The sequence below is a fragment of the Embleya sp. NPDC050493 genome (genome assembly GCF_044458105.1).
Classification (GTDB): Bacteria; Actinomycetota; Actinomycetes; order Streptomycetales; family Streptomycetaceae; genus Embleya.
The window spans coordinates 381,185-400,623 of sequence record NZ_JBITHP010000004.1 but is presented as its reverse complement, the minus strand read 5'-3'; the positions used below and the strand labels follow the sequence as shown (position 1 = coordinate 400,623).

Here is a 19,439-nt window from a genome sequence, read left to right as displayed (position 1 = left end):
GGACCGACAAGTCAGGAGATGCCGAACTGCTTGCCGATGAATTCGATGAGCTCCTCGTCGCCGGCCGAGTCGATCTCCTCGGCGATGCTCGCGACTTCGGCTCGGTCGGGGGCGTCGGCGGGCGCGCCGGCGGCCCAGCGCGCGGCGATCTCGGCCAGGCGTAGCGCGGTTGCCGCGTGCTGGGCCGGATCGACGGCGGCGGCATGCGCCAGCAACTCCTCCAACCGGTCGATCTCGGCCCGCACGACGTCGGCGCTCGGGACCGTGTGCGGCACGAGTTCGCCGTGCAGGAACTCGGCGAGCGCGTTCGGGGTCGGGTAGTCGAAGACCAGCGTCGCGGGCAGCCGCAGGCCGGTCTCGGCGGTCAGCCGATTGCGCAGCTCGACCGCCGTCAACGAGTCGAACCCCTGGTCTCGGAACGGCTTTCCGGGCGCCACCGCGTCGGCGGACGGGTGGCCGTGCACGATCGCCGCCTGGGCGCGTACCAGCCGGACCAGATGCGGCCGGCGCTCCTCCTCGGCCAGTTCCGCGAGCGCCGCGGTCAACCTGCCCGACGCCGTCTCGACCGCGGCCGGGGCCGAGCCGGTTGCTCCGGCCGATGTCGCCGGGGTGCGCAGGAGTTCCGCGACCAGCGGGTGCGGACGGCCCCGGAACAGCACGTCCCAGTCGATGTCGCACACCGCCAGGTGACTCTCGTCCGCGTCCAGGATCCGCCCCAGCGCCTCGACCGCGAGCGCCGGATCGAGCATGGTCAGCCCCTGTCGACCGAGCCGCTCCTCGATCTCCGGCGCGGCGATCCCGCCACCGGCCCAGTGCCCCCAGGACACCGAGGTCGCCGGCAACCCGTCGGCCCGACGCCGGGCCGCGAGCGCATCCAGATACGCGTTGCCCGGCGCGTAGTTGCCCTGGCCGGCGACGCCGCACAGGCCGGCCATCGAGGAGAACAGCACGAACGCCGACAGGTCCGCGTCCCGGGTGAGTTCGTCGAGGTGCCGGGCGCCGTCCACCTTGACCCGCAACACCCGCTGCTGCTGTTCCACGGTCAACTCGCCGATCACCGCGTCGTCCAGGATCGCCGCCGCGTGCAACACCGCGGTCAGCGGGAACTCCGCCGGAACGGCGGCCAGTACGGCCGCCAGCGCGTCCCGGTCGCCCACGTCGCACGACGCGAAGGACACCCTGGCCCCCAGTGCGCGCACCTCCTCGGCCAGCCGGCCCGCACCGGGCGCGTCCGCGCCGGTACGGCTGACCAGCAGCACGTGTTCGGCCCCGCGCTCCGCCGCCCAGCGAGCAACGCGCCCGCCCAGCGCACCGGTGCCACCGGTGACCAGGACGGTGCCCGACGGATGCCATGTCCCGGCCGGTCGCGCGGCACCGAGCGGCGCCCGCACCAACCGGCGCCCCCACACCCCGCTCGACCGCACGGCGACGTCCTTCTCGTCCACCGCACCGGCCAGCACCGCCACCAGGCGGGCCCAGGCGGGTGTTTCGGCGTCGGGGCCCGGGTACTCGCCCGGCAGGTCGATCAGACCGCCCCAGGACTGCGGGCTCTCGGCCGCGACGACCCCGCCGAAGCCCCACACCTGTGCCTGTTCGGGCACCCGGACCCGGTCCGCCGCGCCCACCGACACCGCACCGCCGGTGACCGCCCACAGCGGCGCGGGCACACCGGCGTCGTCCAGCGCCTGAACCAGCGCCACCGTCGCCGCCGCACCCCACGGCACCGCGTCGAACCCGTCCACCGTGCCCTCGGCCAGGGCCAACAGCGACACCACACCCGCGACCGGCTCGTGCCGTCCCGTCAACAGGACCCGCAGCGCCCCCCGCTCACCCTGGTCGCGCGCCACCGGCACCCGTTCGACCCGGGCCCCGGCGTCGGCCAGCAGGGCGGTCAGGAAATCCGCCCACGCGGTGGCCGCCGCCTCCTCGGGCACCACGAGCAACCAGGTGCCGCGCAGGCTGCCGGGTTCGGTACCACCGACCGGGCGCCAGACGATCCGGTGCCGCCACGCGTCCAGCGTGGCGTCGGAGCGCCTGCGGTCCCACCACGAGGACAGTGCGGGCAACACCGCCTCCAGCGACTCCGCCGAGGTGTCCGAGCCCAACGCCTCGGCCAGCCCGTCCCGGTCGCCGCTCTGCACGAGCGCCCAGAACGCCGCGTCGATCGTGTCCACCGATCCCGCACCGCCGCCCTTCGACCCGGTCGACCCGGCCTGGTCCCCGGCGTCGAGCCAGTAGCGCCTGCGCTCGAAGGGATACGTGGGCAGATCGACCGGGCGCGGTCGAGCGCCGGCGAACGCGGCGGTCCAGTCCACCGGCACGCCGCGGACGAAGGCTTCGGCCAGCGAGGTGTACAGGCGTTGCAGGCCGCCCTGGTCGCGGCGCAACGTCCCCACCACGACCGGATCCGGCACGCCCGCCTCCTCCAACGTCGCCTCGATCGCCGACGTCAACACCGGATGCGGACTCACCTCCACGAACACCCCGTGCCCGGCGGCCGAAAGCCCCCGCACGGCCTCCTCGAACCGCACCGTCTCCCGCAGATTGGTAGCCCAGTACGCGCCGTCCAGCTGCGCCGTATCGATCCAGTCACCGGTCACCGTCGACCACACCGGGACGGTCCCCGAGACGGGCGCGATCCCGGCCAGGTCCGCCACGATCCGCTCGCGGATTGCCTCGACTTGCGCCGAATGCGACGCATAGTCCACCGGAATCAAGCGGGCCCGACCACCCTCCGCCGTCACCGCCGCGACCAGCTCCGCGAGCGCCTCCGGCTCTCCGGAGACGACCACCTGACCCGGTCCGTTCACCGCCGCAACGGAAATCCGCCCGCCCCACCCGGCAAGCCGCTCACGGACCGCAGCCACCGGCTCGGCCACCGACGCCATCCCACCACGGCCGGACAGCGCGACGATGGCCCGGCTGCGCAACGCCACCACGCGCGCACCGTCCTCCAGGGACAACCCACCCGCCACCACCGCCGCCGCGATCTCCCCCTGCGAATGACCCACCAGCGCATCCGGGGCCACCCCGAAGGACCGCCACACCTCGGCCAACGACACCAACACCGCCCACAACACCGGCTGGACCACATCCACCCGATCCAACGACGGCGCACCCGACACACCCGTCAACACCTCGACCGGCGACCAATCGACGAATTTCGCGAGGGCCGCCGCACATTCCTCGAATCGCGCCGCGAACACGGGTGATTGGGAGTGAAGTTCGGCAGCCATGCCGGCCCACTGCGAGCCCTGTCCGGGAAAGACGAACACGGTCTTCCCGAGCGGCCCGGCCGACCCGGTCACCACGCCGGCAGCGCCCTCGCCGCGCGTCACCGCATCCAGGCCCGCCGCGCGCGTGGCCGAATCGCCGACCAGCACGGCCCGTTCGGCGAGCAGCGCGCGTGACGTGACCAGTGCGAAGCCCACGTCCACGGGGTCCTCGCCCAGTGCACCTCGGATCCGGCCGGCCTGCGCCCGCAGCGCCTCCGGGGTCCGACCCGACAACACCCAGGGCAACACGCCGCCCGTGGGCCGCGTCGTGGGCTCCTCGACCTGCCGACCGTCGTCCTCCGGCAGTTCGAGGATCACGTGGGCGTTCGTCCCGCTCACCCCGAACGCCGACACCGCCGCCCGACGCGGCCGATCCGACTCCGGCCACGGCCGGGCCTGGGTCAACAACCGCACCGCGCCCGCCGACCAGTCCACATGCGGACTCGGCTCGTCCACGTGCAACGTCTTCGGCAACACCCCGTGCCGCAACGCCTCGACCATCTTGATCACACCCGCCACACCCGCGGCGGCCTGCGCATGACCGATGTTCGACTTCAACGAACCCAACCACAGCGGCCGATCGGCCGGTCGTCCCTGACCGTAGGTGGCCAACAACGCCTGCGCCTCGATCGGATCACCCAGCGTCGTCCCCGTTCCGTGCGCCTCCACGGCGTCCACATCGGCCGCCGAGACCCCCGCGTTCGCGAGCGCCTGGCGGATCACCCGCTGCTGGGAAGGGCCGTTCGGCGCGGTCAGGCCGTTCGACGCGCCGTCCTGGTTCACCGCGCTGCCGCGCACCACCGCCAGCACCCGGTGCCCGTTGCGCCGGGCGTTCGACAGGCGTTCGAGCAGCAGGAGGCCGACGCCCTCGGCCCAGCCCGTGCCGTCGGCGGCACCGGCGAACGCCTTGCAACGACCGTCCACGGACAACCCGCGCTGCCGGGAGAACTCGACGAACATGCCCGGTGTGGCCATCACCGCCACGCCCCCGGCCAGGGCGAGGTCGCTCTCCCCGGAGCGCAGCGACTGGGCGGCCAGGTGCAGCGCCACCAGCGACGACGAGCACGCGGTGTCCACCGTCACCGCCGGGCCCTCGAAGCCGAACGAGTAGGAGATCCGACCGGAGGCGACGCTGCCCGCGCTCCCGGTGCCGAGGTAGCCCTCCAGGCCCGGGGGCGTCTCGGTCGATCCGCGCCCGTAGTCGTGGCCGGCCATTCCGGCGAACACGCCGGTCCGGCTGCCGACCAGCGTGTCGGGGTTGATCCCGGCCCGCTCGAACGCCTCCCACGCGGTCTCCAGGAGCAACCGCTGCTGCGGATCCATGGCAAGCGCCTCGCGCGGCGAGATGCCGAAGAAGGCCGCGTCGAACTCGGTCGCGTCCGGCAGGAACGCGCCGCGGCGGGTGTAGGACGTGCCCACCCGGTCCGGATCGGGGTCGTACAGCCCCTCGACGTCCCAGCCCCGGTCGGTGGGGAACTCGCCGACGGCGTCGGTGCCGGCCGCCACCAGCCGCCACAGGTCGGCCGGCGAGGTCACCCCGCCGGGCAGCCGGCAGGCCATCCCGACGATCACGACCGGATCGTCGGCGTGTGCCTCGCTCTGCGCGGTGGTGACGTCGTGGGTCGTCTCGACCTCCCCGAGAAGTTCGCCGCGCAGGAACTCGGCGAGCGCGTTCGGGGTCGGGTAGTCGAAGACCAGCGTCGCGGGCAGCCGCAGGCCGGTCTCGGCGGTCAGCCGATTGCGCAGCTCGACCGCCGTCAACGAGTCGAACCCCTGTTCCCGGAACGGCTTTCCGGGATCCACCGCGGTCGCGCTGCGATGCCCCTGGACGACCGCCGCCTGGGTGCGCACCACCTCGACCAGGAAGCGCAGTCGATCGGCGGCACCGAGTCCGGTCAGCCGAGCCGCGAAGTCGTCCCCGCCGGCGCCAGGTTCGGCGCGGGTCGTGGCGGGCGCGGCGGCATCCGGGCGGCTTGTTTGCCGCAACTCGCGCACCAGCGGCGCGCGTCGATCCCGGAACAGCACGTCCCAGTCGATGTCGCACACCGTCAGGTGGGATTCGTCGGCGTCGAGCACCTGTCCCAGTACCCGGACGGCCGGTTCCGGGTCGAGCATCCGCAGCCCCTGGCGGGCCAGTCGTTGCTCGACCTCGGGCGCGGCGATCCCGCCGCCGGCCCAGTGGCCCCACGAGATCGCGGTCGCGGGCAACCCGGCGGCCCGGCGCCGGGCGGCCAACGCGTCGAGATGGGCGTTGCCGGGTGCGTAGTTGCCCTGACCGGGCACGCCGCAGATGCCCGCGAGCGAGGAGAAGAGCACGAACGCGGACAGGTCCAGGTCGCGCGTGAGCTCGTCCAGGTGGCGGGCTCCGTCCACCTTGACCCGCAACACGCGGTCGAGTTGATCGATGCTCAGATCGGCGATCAGCCCGTCGTCGAGCACGGCCGCCGCGTGGAAGACGGCGGTCAGCGGGAACTCGGCCGGGATGCCCGCGAGTACGTCCGCCAGCGCGGCCCGGTCGCCGACATCGCAGGCCGCGAAGGAGACCTGGACGCCGAGTCCGGCCAGTTCCGCGGCGAGTTCCGGCGCACCGGCGGCCTCGGCTCCCGACCTGCTCACCAGCAGCACGTGCGCGGCCCCGCGCCCGGCGACCCAGCGGGCCACATGCCCGCCCAGCGCGCCGGTGCCACCGGTGATCAGCACCGTCCCGGACGGTTGCCACGACCCGGTGGTACCGGCGCCGTGCGGCGCCCGGACCAACCGGCGTGCCCACACCGCCGAACCGCGGACCGCGACCTCGCTCTCACCGGCCGCACCGGACCACACCGAGGCCAATCGTGCGGGATCGGCGTCGGCCGGAATCTCCGCCGGCACGTCGATCAGGCCGCCCCACAGGTCGGGCAGTTCGGCCGCTGCGATGCCGCCGAAGCCCCATACCTGGGCCTGTTCGGGCGCCCGCACCGGGTCCTCGTCGCCGACCGAGACCGCACCGCTCGTGACCGCCCACACCGGGATCGACACACCCGCGTCGCCCAGTCCCTGGACCAGCGCCACCGTCGCGGCCGCGCCCCACGGCACCGCCGGGAAACCGGCGACCGGACCCTCGGCGAGCGCGAGCAGCGACACGATCCCGGCGACCGGCTCGTCGGCCGCCGCCACGGCCGCCGTCAGCAGCGCACCCAGCGCGCTGCGATCCACCTGATCCCGCCCGACGACCACGGGCAGTGCCCGGGCTCCGGAGGCGGCCGGCGCGGCGCCGAACCACTCGGCCCACGGCGTGTCCCGCAACCCCTCCGGGACCAGCAGCAACCAGGTCCCGGCAAGTCGGCCCTCGTGCGCGGCGGCCACCGGGCGCCAGACGATCCGGTGCCGCCACGCGTCGCCGACCGCATCGGAGCGACGGCGCTCCCACCATGACGACAGGGCGGGCAGTACCGCACCGAGCGGCTCGGCCAGATCGCCGTCGACGTCGCCCAGCGCGGCGGACAGGCCCGCGCGGTCGCCCTCCTCGACGAGATCCCAGAACGCCGAGTCGACGGCCGCCGCGGTGGGCGGCGCGTACTCGCCCGTGTCCAACCAGAAGCGTTCGCGCTGGAAGGCGTAGGTCGGCAGGGCGACCCGCTCGACCGCCTCCGCCTCGAACGCCGCGTCCCAGACGACCGGCACGCCGCGCACGAACGCCTCGGCCAGCGAGGTGTGCAGCCGGACCAGGTCGCCCTGGTCCCGGCGCAGCGTGCCGACGACCACGGTGTCGGCCGCGCCGACCTCCTCCAGGGTTTCCTGGATCGCGGCGGTGAGTACGGGGTGCGGGCTCACCTCGACGAACACACCGTGGTCCGCCTCCGCGAGGCCGCGCACCGCCGCCGCGAACCGCACGGTCTCGCGCAGGTTGGTCGCCCAGTACGCGCCGTCCAGCCTGGCCGTATCGATCCAGTCGTCGGTCACCGTCGACCACACGGGAATCGATCCGGACACCGGCGTGATCCCGGCCAGATCGGCCACGATCCGCTCCCGGATCTCCTCCACCTGGGCCGAATGCGACGCGTAATCCACTGGGATCAGGCGAGCCCGACCACCCTCCGCCGTCACCGCCGCGACCAGCTCCGCGAGCGCCTCCGGCTCTCCCGACACGACCACCTGACCCGGTCCGTTCACCGCCGCGACCGAGATCCGTCCGCCCCACCCGGCGATCCGTGCCCGCACCTCCGACTCGGCCGACGCCACCGACGCCATCCCGCCCCGACCCGACAGCGCGACGATGGCCCGGCTGCGCAGCACGACGACCGTGGCGCCGTCCTCCAGGGACAACCCACCCGCCACCACCGCCGCCGCGATCTCCCCCTGCGAATGACCCACCAGCGCATCCGGGGCCACTCCGAAGGACCGCCACACCTCGGCCAACGACACCAACACCGCCCACAACACCGGCTGGACCACATCCACCCGATCCAACGACGGCGCGCCCGACACACCCGTCAACACCTCGACCGGCGACCAATCGACGTGCGGTTCGATCGCTTTGGCGCACTCGTCGAAGCGGGCCGCGAAGGTCGGGGACTGGGCGTACAGGTCGGCGGCCATCCCGGTCCACTGCGAGCCCTGTCCGGGAAAGACGAACACGGTCCGGCCGGCCGCGTCGGCCGAGCCCGTGACCAGGCCCGGTGCCGCTTCGCCGCGCGCCAGCGCATCGAGCCCGGTGGTCAGTGCGGCCGGAGCCGCGCCGACCACGACCGCGCGTTCCGCGAAGACCGAGCGCGAGGTCGCGAGCGAGAAGCCGATCTCCTGTGCTCCCGCGCCGGGCTGCGCGTCGAGGTGGTCGGCCAGCCGCGCGGCCTGGGCCCGCAGTGCCTGCGCCGACTTGCCGGAGAGCACCCAGGGAGTCGACGGCGCGGACGCCTGCGCCCGAACCGGCGCCGACTCGCCGTCCTCGTCCGGCAGTTCCAGGATCACGTGCGCGTTGGTGCCGCTGACCCCGAAGGCGGAGACGGCGGCCCGACGCGGTGCCCCGGTCTCCGGCCACGGCTGAGCCCGGGTCAGGAGTCGTACGCCGCCCGAGGACCAGTCCACGTGCGACGTGGGCTCGTCCACGTGCAGCGTTTCGGGCAGTACGCCGTGCCGAAGCGCCTGGACCATCTTGATCACGCCCGCCACCCCGGCGGCGGCCTGCGCATGCCCGATGTTGGACTTCAACGAGCCCAGCCACAGCGGCCGTTCCGGAGCACGGTCGCGGCCGTAGGTGGCCAGCAGGGCCTGCGCCTCGATCGGGTCGCCGAGCCGGGTGCCGGTGCCGTGTGCCTCGACCACGTCCACGTCGGCCGGAGTCAGGCCCGCGTTCGCCAACGCGCTGCGGATCACCCGCTGCTGCGCCGGGCCGTTGGGGGCGGTCAGTTGACTGCTGGTGCCGTCCTGGTTGACCGCGCTCCCGCGGATCACCGCGAGCACCCGGCGTCCGGCCCGGCGCGCGTCGGAGAGCCGTTCCAGGACGAGCAGTCCCACGCCCTCGGCCCAGCCGGTGCCGTCCGCGGCGCCCGCGAACGCCTTGCAGCGGCCGTCCGCCGACAGACCCCGCTGGCGGGCGAACTCGACGAACATCCCGGGCGAGGCCATCACCGTCGCGCCGCCCGCGAGCGCGAGACTGCACTCGCCCGAGCGCAGCGACTGGGCGGCCAGGTGCAGCGCGACGAGCGAGGACGAGCATGCGGTGTCCACCGTGACGGCCGGGCCCTCGAAGCCGAAGGTGTAGGAGATCCGGCCGGACGCCACGCTCGTGGTGCTGCCGGTCAACACGTAGCCGTCCACCCGGTCGGGCGTGGTCTTGTACAGGCGCGGGGTGTACTCCTGCGCGATCACGCCGGCGAACACCCCGGTCGCCGAACCGCGAACGGCCGCCGGGTCGATCCCGGCGTCCTCCAGTGCCTCCCACGCGGTCTCCAGGAGCAGCCGCTGCTGGGGGTCCGCCCCGAGTGCCTCGCGGGGCGAGAGGCCGAAGAAGGAGGCGTCGAACTCCGGCGCGTCGTAGAGGAATCCGCCCTGACGCGTGTACGTCTTGCCGACCGCGTCCGGGTCCGCGTCGTACAGGCCGTCCAGGTCCCAGCCGCGGTCGGTGGGAAAGCCGCCGATCGCGTCGCGGCCCTCGGCCACCAGCTGCCACAGGTCCGCCGCCGAGTGCACGCCGCCGGGCAGTCGGCAGCCGATCCCGACCACGGCGATCGGCTCGTTCCGGGCTTCCTCGTTCTCCCGCAGCCTGCGCCGGGCCTGGTGCAGGTCGGCGGTCACCCGGGTGAGGTAGTCACGCAGCTTCTCTTCGTTCGCCATGGGGTATCTGCCTTTTCCGTGCGGCGGCTTCGCCGTGGTCGTGGTGCGAGTACTGGGCGCCCCGCGGGGCGGTGGGTCGGCCGGGTTCAGGAGATGCCGAGTTCGTTGTCGATGAAGTCGAAGAGCTCGTCGTCGCCGCCCGCGCCGAGCTGTTCGATCAGCGCCGTGGTCGGATCCCCTGGAGCGGCGGCCCCGAGCCGACCCAGCAGGTCGTACAGCCGACTGACCGCGCCGGTGCGGAAGTCCTCGTCCGGGACCGCGCCGTCGGCCAGCAGGTCGGTCAACGAGACCTGCCACCGATCGAGTTCGGCGAGCAGCGAGCCGGCAGCCGGGGGCGGTGTCACGGCGAACAGGCGCTCGCGCAGGTGCTCGGCCAGCGCAATCGGCGTGGGGTGGTCGAAGATCAGCGTGGAGGGCAGCTCCAGACCGGTGCCGGCGTTGATCCGGTTGCGCAGCTCGATCGCGCCCAGCGAATCGAACTCGGTCTCCAGGAAGCCGCGTTCGGGCTTGATCGCGGCCGGGCCGTCGTGCCCGAGGATGGTTGCCGCGGTGACCCGGACGAACAGCAGCAACTCGCGCCGCTGTTCGTCCACCGGGCGGCCCGCGAGCCGCTCCCGGATCCCGGCCGCGGGCCTGCGGACCGCGCCCGCGCGTGTCGGGGCGCCGCGTTGTGCGGGTACCCGCCCGGGGGTGGCCGCGCGAGCCACGTCGGCCAGGAGTTCGGTGGCCGCGTCCGGACGCAGCGCGCCGGTGTCGAGCCGGGCCGCGAGCGGGGCGGGCAGTGGTGTGTCCAGTGCGCGGTCGAACAGGTCGAGGCCGGTTTCGGTGCTCATCGGGGCCAGTCCGCTGCCCGCCATCCGGCGGCGGTCCACGTCGGTCAGGTGCGCCGCCAGGCCGCCGGCCTCGGCCCAGTGGCCCCATGCGATCGAGGTCGCGGGCAGGCCGTGGCTGTGTCGGTGGTGGGCGAGCGCGTCCAGGAACGTGTTGGCGGCGGCGTAGGCCGACTGGCCGGGGTTGCCGAGTACGCCGACGGCCGACGAGTACAGCACGAACGCGGACAGGTCCAGGTCGGCGGTGAGGGTGTGCAGGTTCCACGCGGCGTCCACCTTGGGCCGCAGCACGGCGTGCAGCCGCTCGGGGTCGGTGGTGGTGAGCGCGCCGTCCGCGACCACGCCGGCGGTGTGCACGACGGCGGTGAGCGGGTGGGCGGCCGGGATGGCGGCAAGCAGCTCGGCGAGGGCGGTCGGGTCGGCCACGTCGCACGCGGCGATCCGCACGTCGGCGCCCGATGCGGCCAGTTCGGCGCGCAGTTCGTCGGCTCCGGGGGCTGCGGGTCCGGTCCGGCCGACCAGCAGCAGCCGGCGGGCGCCGTGCCGGGTGACCAGCCGGCGGGCGGCGAGTGCGCCGAGCGCGCCGGTGCCGCCGGTGATCAGCACGGTGCCGGTCGGGTCGAGGCCCCCGGGTACGGGCGGGACGGTCAGTACCAGCTTGCCGGTGTGTCGGGCCGAGCTCAGCCGGCGCAGCGCCCGCACGCCGTGTCGGATGTCCCACGCGGTCACCGGCAGTGGGGTGAGCGTGCCGGCCGCGAACAGCGGCGCCAATACCCGAAGCATCCGGCCGATCCGGGCCGGTTCCAGGGTCAGCAGGTCGAAGGCGCGGTAGTCGACGCCCGGGTGCGCGGCGGCGACCGCGGCCGGCTCGCGCGGGTCGGTCTTGCCCATCTCGACGAACCGGCCGGCGGGCGCGAGCAACCGCAGTGAGGCGTCGGTGAATTCGCGGGCCAGCGAGTTGAGTACGACATCGATGCCGCGTCCCGCGGTCGCGGCACGGAAGCCGGCCTCGAAGTCGAGGGTGCGCGAGGAGGCGATCCGGTCGTCGGCCAGCCCTTGGGCGCGCAGTGTGGGCCACTTGGCCGGGCTTGCCGTGCCGTAGACGTCGGCGCCCAGGTGTCGGCCCAGTTGCACCGCGGCCGTGCCGACTCCGCCGGTGGCGGCGTGGACCAGTACCGATTCGCCCGGTCGTAGGCCGGCCAGCTCGATCAGGCCGTGGTAGGCGGTCAGGAACGCCACCGGCACGGTCGCGGCCTGGGCGTAGGTCCAGCCCGCCGGGATCGGGGTGAGCATGCGGTGGTCGACCACGGCGTGCGAGCCCAGGATGCCGGGCAGCAGACCCATCACCCGGTCGCCGACCGCGAGTTCGGTCACGTCCGGGCCGACCTCCAGGACCCGGCCGGCGCCCTCCGCGCCGATCCGGGCGGCGCCGGGGTATCCGCCGAGCGCGATCAGCACGTCGCGGAAGTTCAACCCGGCCGCGCGCACCGCGATCCGCACCTGGCCGGGCGCCAGGGGTGCGGCGGCCTCGGGGGCGGGCAGCAGCGCGATGTTGTCGATGCTGCCGGGCTCGGTCACGTCCAGGCGCCAGGGAGCGGGCGGGGCGGGCGGTTCGAGCGCGTCCTCGGGACGTATCGGTGCCAGTCGCGGTGCCAGGATCGCGCCGCCGCGCAGGGCGAGGTGCGGTTCGCCGCCGGCCAGCGCCGCCGGCACAGCGGCGGCCGAGTCGGGGTGTCGGTCCAGGTCGAGCAGGCGCAGTCGGCCGAGGTGTTCGCCCGCCGCCGCGCGGACCAGGCCCCACAGGCCGGCGGCGGTCAGATCGCGGACGTCCTCGCCGGCGTGGGTGGCGACCGCCTCGTGGGTGACCAGGACGAGTTCGATGTCGGCCAGGCGTGGTTCGGCCGACCATTCGCGCAGCAGCATGACGGCCCGCTCGGTCACCGCGTGGGTGGCGACGACGGTGCCCAGGGCCGGGATCGGCCGATCGAAGGGCACCAGCACGTAGGCGGGCGGAGTCGCCCCGCCGACGAGCGCGGTGCGCAGCGCGGCAAGGTCGGCGTGCACCTCCACCGGCCGACCGAACGCCGCGGATCGCACGGCGTCTCCGAGTGGGCCCGACCCCCCGCTCCCGAGCACGACCCAGCGACCCTGCTCGGCCTCGGCCTCGGCCTCGGCATCGGCATCGGCGCCCGACGCCGGGCTCGGGCTCGGCACCACCCCCGGCACCGGCACCCAGTGCACCTGAAACCAGGAGTCCCCCGCAGCCGCCGGCCGCGCGCCGAGCCGCTCGGCCGGGATCGCCCGCAGGGTCAGCCGGTCGATCGACAGCACGGGCGTACCCTCGGCGTCGGCCGCGGTCAGCGCGACCGCGTCGGGGCCGATCGGGGCGATCCGCACCCGCAGTTCGCGGGCGCCCGCCGCGTGTGCGGCGACCCCGGCCCACGCGAACGGCAACCGGGTGGCCGCGCCCGGTTCGGCGCCGGGCAGCAGTCCGATCACGCCGTGCAGCGCGGCGTCCAGCAGTGCGGGGTGGACCCGGTGGCCGGCCTCCTCGGTCGACTCCGGCAGCGCGACCTCCACGAGCAGGTCGTCACCGTGCCGCCAGGCGGCGAGCAGGCCGCGGAAGGTCGGGCCGTAGTGGTAGCCCAGGTCGGCGAGCCGCCCGTACAGGTCCTCGACGTCGACCGGCACGGCGTCCGACGGCGGCCACACGCCCTGTGCCCGGCCGGTTTCGGCGGTTTCGGCCGGGGTCAGCCGGCCGGCGGCGTGCCGGGTCCAGTCGCCGGCATCGGCGGTACGCGAGTGCACGGTCACCGGTCGGGTGCCGTCCGCGTCCGCGGCGCCCACCGCGAGTTCGATCCGCACGGTGCCGTCCGCGGGCAGCACCAGCGGTGCGGCCAGCACGAGTTCGTCGATGCCGCCGGCACCGACCTGCGCGGCGGCGTACAGCGCCAGATCGACGAAGGCGGTGCCGGGCAGCAGGATCGTGTCGTGCACGGCGTGCTCGGCCAGCCACGGGGTCCGGGCGGACAACACGCCGGTCCACACCCGGCCGGAGCCGTCCGCGTGTTCGAAGCCCGCGCCGAGCAGCGGGTGTTCGCTCGGGTCGAATCCGGCCGAGGTCGGGTCGGCGGCGGGCTGCGGTGCGTCCAGCCAGTGCCGGCGGCGCTGGAACGCGTACGTGGGCAGGTCGACCCGGCGCACCGCGCGGCCGGCCCAGGCCGGGGTCCAGTCGAGCGGCGTGCCGGTGACGTGCAGGCGGGCCAGGGCGTCGGTGAAGGTGCGTGCTTCGGGGCGGTCGGCGCGCAGTGCGGAGAGCACCACCGGCGCGGGGTCGTCCAGGCTTGCCAGGGTCAGTGCGGTGAGCACGGCGTCGGGGCCGAGTTCGAGGTAGGTGGTGGTGCCGAGTTCGGCGAGGGTACGGATGCCGTCGCGGAACCGGACCGCCTCGCGGATGTGCCGAACCCAGTAGTCCGGGTCGGCCAGTTCGGCGGCGTCGGCCACCGCTCCGGTCAGGTTGGACACGATCGGGATGCGCGGTGCGGCGAAGCGCAGGCCCGCCGCGACGGTGCGGAACTCGGCCAGGACGGCGTCCATGTGCGGCGAGTGGAACGCGTGACTGACCCGGAGTCGTTTGCTCTTGCGACCGGTCGCGCCCCATCGCGCCGCCAGCTCTTCGACGATCTCGGCGGTACCGGATACGACCACGGAATCGGGGCTGTTGATCGCCGCGATGCCCGCGTGCGCCTCGTGTCCGGCGACCAGTTCGGCGATCTCCTCCTCGGTGCCCTGGAGTGCGATCATCGCGCCGGTGGCCGGCAGACCGCCCATCAACCGGCCGCGGGCCACCACCAGGGTCGCGGCGTCGGCCGGGGTGAGCACGCCGGCGACGTGCGCGGCGGTCAGTTCGCCGATCGAGTGGCCGATCAGATGGTCGGCGCGGATCCCGTACGACTCGGCGAGGCGGTACAGCGCGGTCTCCACCGCGAACAGCGCGGGCTGGGTGTATTCGGTTTCGTGCAGCAGCGCGGCCTCGGGGCTGTCCGGCGCGGCGAACAGCAGGTCGCGCAGGGGGCGGCCGAGGGCGGCGTCCAGGTGCACCAGTACCTCGTCCAGGGCGCGGGCGAACACCGGCTCCGCCGCGTACAGTTCGCGGCCCATGCCGACACGCTGGCTGCCCTGGCCGGCGAACAGCACGGCGAGCGACCCGGCCGGTCGGGCCTCGCCGCGGATCAGGTTCGCCGCGTCGACTCCGTCGACCAGTGCGTCGAGACCGCGCAGCAGGTCCACTCGGCCGGTTCCGGTGACCACCGCACGGTGGGCGAAGGTGTCCCGACCGTCGGCGAGCGTCAAGCCCACGTCGCCGAGGGAGGCGTCCGGGTGGTCGGCGAGGTGGGTGCGCAGCCGGGCCGCCTGGGCGCCCAGCGCTTCCTCGCTCGCGGCGGACAACAACCACGGGCCGCCCTGGTCGGTACCGGTCGAGGGCGGGGTCGGCGGGGCCTGCTCCAGGATGACGTGTGCGTTGGTGCCGCTGATCCCGAACGAGGACACCGCCGCGCGGCGCGGCCGATCGTGCCGTGGCCAGGCGGTCCGTGCGGCGAGCGGCTCGACGCCGCCGCGGGACCAGTCCACGTGCGGGGACGGTGCGTCCAGGTGCAGGGTGCGTGGGAGCTCGCCGTGCCGCATCGCCTCGATCAGGGCGATCACGCCGGTCACCCCGGCGGCGGCCTGGGTGTGTCCGAGGTTGGATTTGACCGAGCCGAGCAGGAGCGGGCGATCGTCGGGACGGTCCGCACCGTAGGTGGCGAGCAGCGCTTCCGCCTCGATCGGGTCGCCGAGTGTGGTCCCGGTGCCGTGCGCCTCGACCGCGTCGACCTCGGCCGGGGTCAGCCGGGCGTCGGCCAGCGCCTGGCGGATCACCCGCTGCTGGGCCGGGCCGTTGGGGGCGGTCAGCCCGTTGGACGCGCCGTCCTGGTTGACCGCGCTGCCGCGCACCACCGCGAGTACCGGGTGGCCCAGGCGACGGGCGTCGGACAGCCGCTCCACCAGGACCAGCGCGACGCCCTCGGCCCACGCGGTGCCGTCGGCGGCCGCCGAGAACGGCTTGCACCGCCCGTCCGGGGCGAGCCCGTGCTGGCGGCTGAACTCGGTGAACATGCCCGGCGTGGACATCACCGTGACGCCGCCGGCCAGCGCCAGGGTGCATTCGCCCGCCCGCAGCGCCCGCACCGCGAGGTGCAGGGCGACCAGGGACGAGGAGCACGCGGTATCGATGGTCAGGGCCGGACCCTCCAGGCCCAGCGTGTAGGCCAACCGGCCGGAGGCGACGCTGCTCAGGCTGCCGGTGAGCAGGTGGCCGCCGTAGCCCTCGGGTGCCTCGTGCAGGCGCGGTCCGTAGTCCTGCGGCATGGCGCCGACGAACACACCCGCCCGGGTGCCGCGCAGCGTGCTCGGCGCGATGCCGGCCCGCTCGACCACCTCCCAGGCGGTCTCCAGGAGCAGGCGCTGCTGCGGGTCCATCGCGGCCGCCTCGCGCGGGCTGATCCCGAAGAAGCCGGGGTCGAACGCGTCGGCGTCGTAGAGGAAGCCGCCCGCGCGCACGGAGGACGTGCCGGGCCTGGCCAGTTCGGGATCGTAGAGCGCGTCCAGGTCCCAGCCGCGGTTGTTCGGGAAGGGTCCGATCGTGTCCGTCCCCTCGGCGAGCAGGTCCCACAGCGCCTCGGGGGTGTCCGCGCCGCCGGGCCACCGGCCGCCGGCCGCGACGACGACGATCGGGTCGTCCTCGTGCGCGACCGGCGCCGGTGCGGCCCCGGACGGTCCCGCGCCGGCGGGCACGGTGCCGGCCGTGTGGTCCGCGAGTCGGCGGGCCACCGCCCGGGGGGTCGGGTGGTCGAACGTCAGCGAGGCGGACAGCCGGGTCCCGCTCGCGGCGGCCAGCCGGTCGCGGAACTCCAGCGCGCCGACCGAGTCGAAGCCGAGGTCCTTGAACGTGCGGTCCGGGTCGACCGCACCCGGGCCGGCGTAGCCCAGCACGACGGCGGCGGTGGCGCGGACCAGGGTCAGCGGATCGGGCCCGGTCGCGGCGGCCGACGCCGGCTCGGTGGCCGGGTCCTCGGGTGCGGCCGACCGCGCGGCGATGTCGGGAGCGGCGGCCGGCAAAGCGGTGGTGGGTTCGGCGGGTTCGGCGATCCAGTGCGGGGTGCGCAGGAAGGCGTACGTGGGCAGCGCGGTGCGTCGGGCGCTCGCCGGCAGCGCGGCGGTCCAGTCCACCGGGGTGCCGTGTACGTACACCTGGGCCAGCGAGGTCGAGAATCGGCGCGGGCCGCCGTCGCCGCGGCGCAGTGTGCCCACGGTCAGCGCGTGCGCGCCGGCGGTCTCGTCCGCGTCCAGGATCTGCCGAAGTCCCATGGTCAGCACGGGGTGCGGGCTCGCCTCGACGAAGGTGCGCCGGCCGTCGGCGAGCGCGGCGCGGACCGCGTCGTCGAAGCGCACCGTGCCGCGCAGGTTGCGGTACCAGTAGTCGGCGTCCAGTTCGGTGGTCTCCAGCGGGCCGCCGGTGACGGTGGAGTAGAACACGATCGGGCTCGGCGCCGGTTCGATCCCGGCGAGTTCGCGGGTCAGGTCGGCGCGCAGCGGTTCCACGTGCGGCGAGTGCGAGGCGTAGTCGACCGGGATGACCCGCACATCCACACCGGCGGCGGTGTACTCGGCGAGCAGTGCGTCCAGCGCGTCCCGGTCGCCGGAGACCACCGTGGACGCGGGGCCGTTGACCGCCGCGATGCCCACCCGGTCGGCCCGGTCGCCGAGCTTGGTGCGCACCTCGTCGGCGGGGCGCGGGATCGAGGCCATGCCGCCGCCGGGCGCGAGGCCGGCCAGCAGTCGGCTGCGTCGGGCCACCAGGCGGGCCGCGTCGGCCAGGGTCAGCGCGCCGGCGATGTGCGCGGCGGCGATCTCGCCCTGCGAATGCCCGATCACCGCGTCCGGGCGGACCCCGAACGCCTCCCACAGTCGGGCCAGCGAGACCATCACGGCGAACAGCACGGGCTGTACCACGTCCACCCGCTCCAGGGAGGCCGCGCCGGGTGCGTCGCGCAGGACGTCGTGCGGCGACCAGTCCACGTGTGCCGCGAGCGCGTCGGCGCAGGCGTCCAGGTGCGCGGCGAACACCGGCGAGGCGTTCAGCAGTTCGCCGGCCATGCCGATCCATTGCGAGCCCTGGCCGGGGAAGACGAACACGGTCGAGGTGTGCGGGCGGGCGCGGCCGGTCACCGCCCGGGCGGTCGGCAGTCCGGCGGCCAACGCGGCGGTGGCTTCGACGAGTTCGGCGGGGTCTGCGCCGAGTACGACGGCCCGGTGCTCGAACGCGGTCCGGCCGGCGGCCAGGGTCAGCGCGACGTCCTGCGGCGCGGTGTGCGCGGTCGGTGTCGCGTGCAGCCGCTCGGCCTGGCCGCGCAGCGCCTGCGGGTCGCGGGCGGACAGCGGCCACGGGAGCACGGCGGCGGCCTCGGTGAACGCGCGTGCCCCGGGCAGGTCTGCGGAGCGGGTGGCGGGCGGTTCGCCCAGTACGACGTGGCAGTTCGTCCCGCCCATCCCGAACGAGCTGACCCCGGCGAGCAGGGGGCGGTCCGGGTGGGGCCAGGGGCCGGGTTCGGTCTGCACCCGCAGGCCGGCCGCGTCCAGGTCGATCGCCGGGTTGGGGGTGGTGTGGTTCAGGCTCGCGGGCAGGGTGCGATGCCGGATGCCCAGCACGGTCTTGAGCAGGCCGACGATGCCGGACGCGCCCTCCAGGTGGCCGACGTTGGTCTTGGCCGAGCCGACCGCGACCCGATCGGCGCCCGTTCGCCCCGCGCCGTACGCCTCGCCCAGGGCGGCGGCCTCGATCGGGTCGCCGACCCGGGTGCCGGTGCCGTGCAGTTCGACGTACTGGATCCGTTCGGGGGTGATGCCCGCCGCGTGGGCCGCCCGGCGCAGCACGTCCGTCTGCGCGCCGGCGTCCGGCACGGTGAATCCGTCGGTGTCGCCGTCGCTGGTGATCGCGCTGCCGTGGATGACCGCGTGGATCGGGTCGCCGTCGGCCAGTGCCGCCTCCAGCGGCTTGAGCAGCACCACCGCGCCGCCCTCGCCGCGCACGAAGCCGTTGGCCCGTTCGTCGAAGGTGAACGAGCGGTGGTCGGCCGAGAGGCCGCCGAAGCGTTCCGCGGCCACGGTGCTCTCCGGCGCCAGGTTGAGGTGCACGCCGCCGGCGAACGCGACGGTCGACTCGCCGCTGCGCAGGCTCTCGCAGGCCAGGTGGACCGCGACCAGCGAGGAGGACTGCGCGGTGTCGACGGTCAGGCTCGGGCCGCCCAGATCCAGGGCCCAGGACAGCCGGTTGGCGATCAGGCCGCGGGCGACGCCGGTGAAGGTGTGTCGGGTGATCGCATCGGTGCCGTGCCGGTGGACGACCGTGGACCAGTCGTTGGCGATCGCGCCGACGAAGACCCCGGCCCGGGTGCCGGCCAGGGATCCGGGTGGGAGGCCGGCATCCTCGGCGGCCTCCCACCCGAGTTCGAGGAACAGCCGCTGGTGCGGGTCCATCGCGTCCGCCTCGCGCGGCGAGATCCCGAAGAACGCCGCGTCGAAGGCGTCGACCCGGTCCAGGTAGCCCCCGGGCCGCAGTTCGGCGCCGCGTCGACGCGCCGCGGTGGGCTCGCCCACCGCGGCGGCGCCCTCGCGCAGCAGCTCCCAGAACGCGGCGGGGTCGGCGGCGCCCGGCAGCCGGCACGCCGTCCCGATGACGGCGATCGCGGTGCCGTGCCGGTCGCTCTTGCCGGTGGTGTTCTCGCGGCTCATCATCGCGGAGTGCTCGCCCCTCATCCGAACGGTCCGATCCCGAACGGCGACGACTGCGCCGAACGGTCTCCAGATTCGTCCGGCGCACCCCACCCCGATAACCCCTGTCGATCCCCTACCGACCCCACAGGCGAGGACCCACGAAAGGGCCCCCGACCGGGGTGTTCCGAATCCGCCGCGCGTCGGCGCG

At 74.7% G+C, this 19,439-nt stretch carries 2 protein-coding genes; both read right to left on the bottom strand.

The window, feature by feature from the left end:
- Positions 1-11 precede the first annotated feature (11 nt).
- A complete protein-coding gene (locus ACIBM5_RS11680; protein ID WP_396006663.1) occupies positions 12-9,587 on the bottom strand; it encodes a type I polyketide synthase in 9,576 nt (3,191 codons plus the stop codon).
- An 86-nt stretch (positions 9,588-9,673) separates the two neighbouring features.
- The gene (locus tag ACIBM5_RS11675) at positions 9,674-19,273 is read right to left on the bottom strand and encodes an SDR family NAD(P)-dependent oxidoreductase (protein ID WP_396006662.1); all 9,600 of its coding nucleotides are present in this window, start codon (positions 19,271-19,273) and stop codon (positions 9,674-9,676) included.
- Between the last annotated feature and the right edge of the window lie 166 nt (positions 19,274-19,439).

Bases quoted from the DNA above. Each gene is read 5' to 3' on its own strand.
- ACIBM5_RS11675 (WP_396006662.1), bottom strand. From the start codon at position 19,273: ATGAGGGGCGAGCACTCCGCGATGATGAGCCGCGAGAACACCACCGGC.
- ACIBM5_RS11680 (WP_396006663.1), bottom strand. From the start codon at position 9,587: ATGGCGAACGAAGAGAAGCTGCGTGACTACCTCACCCGGGTGACCGCC.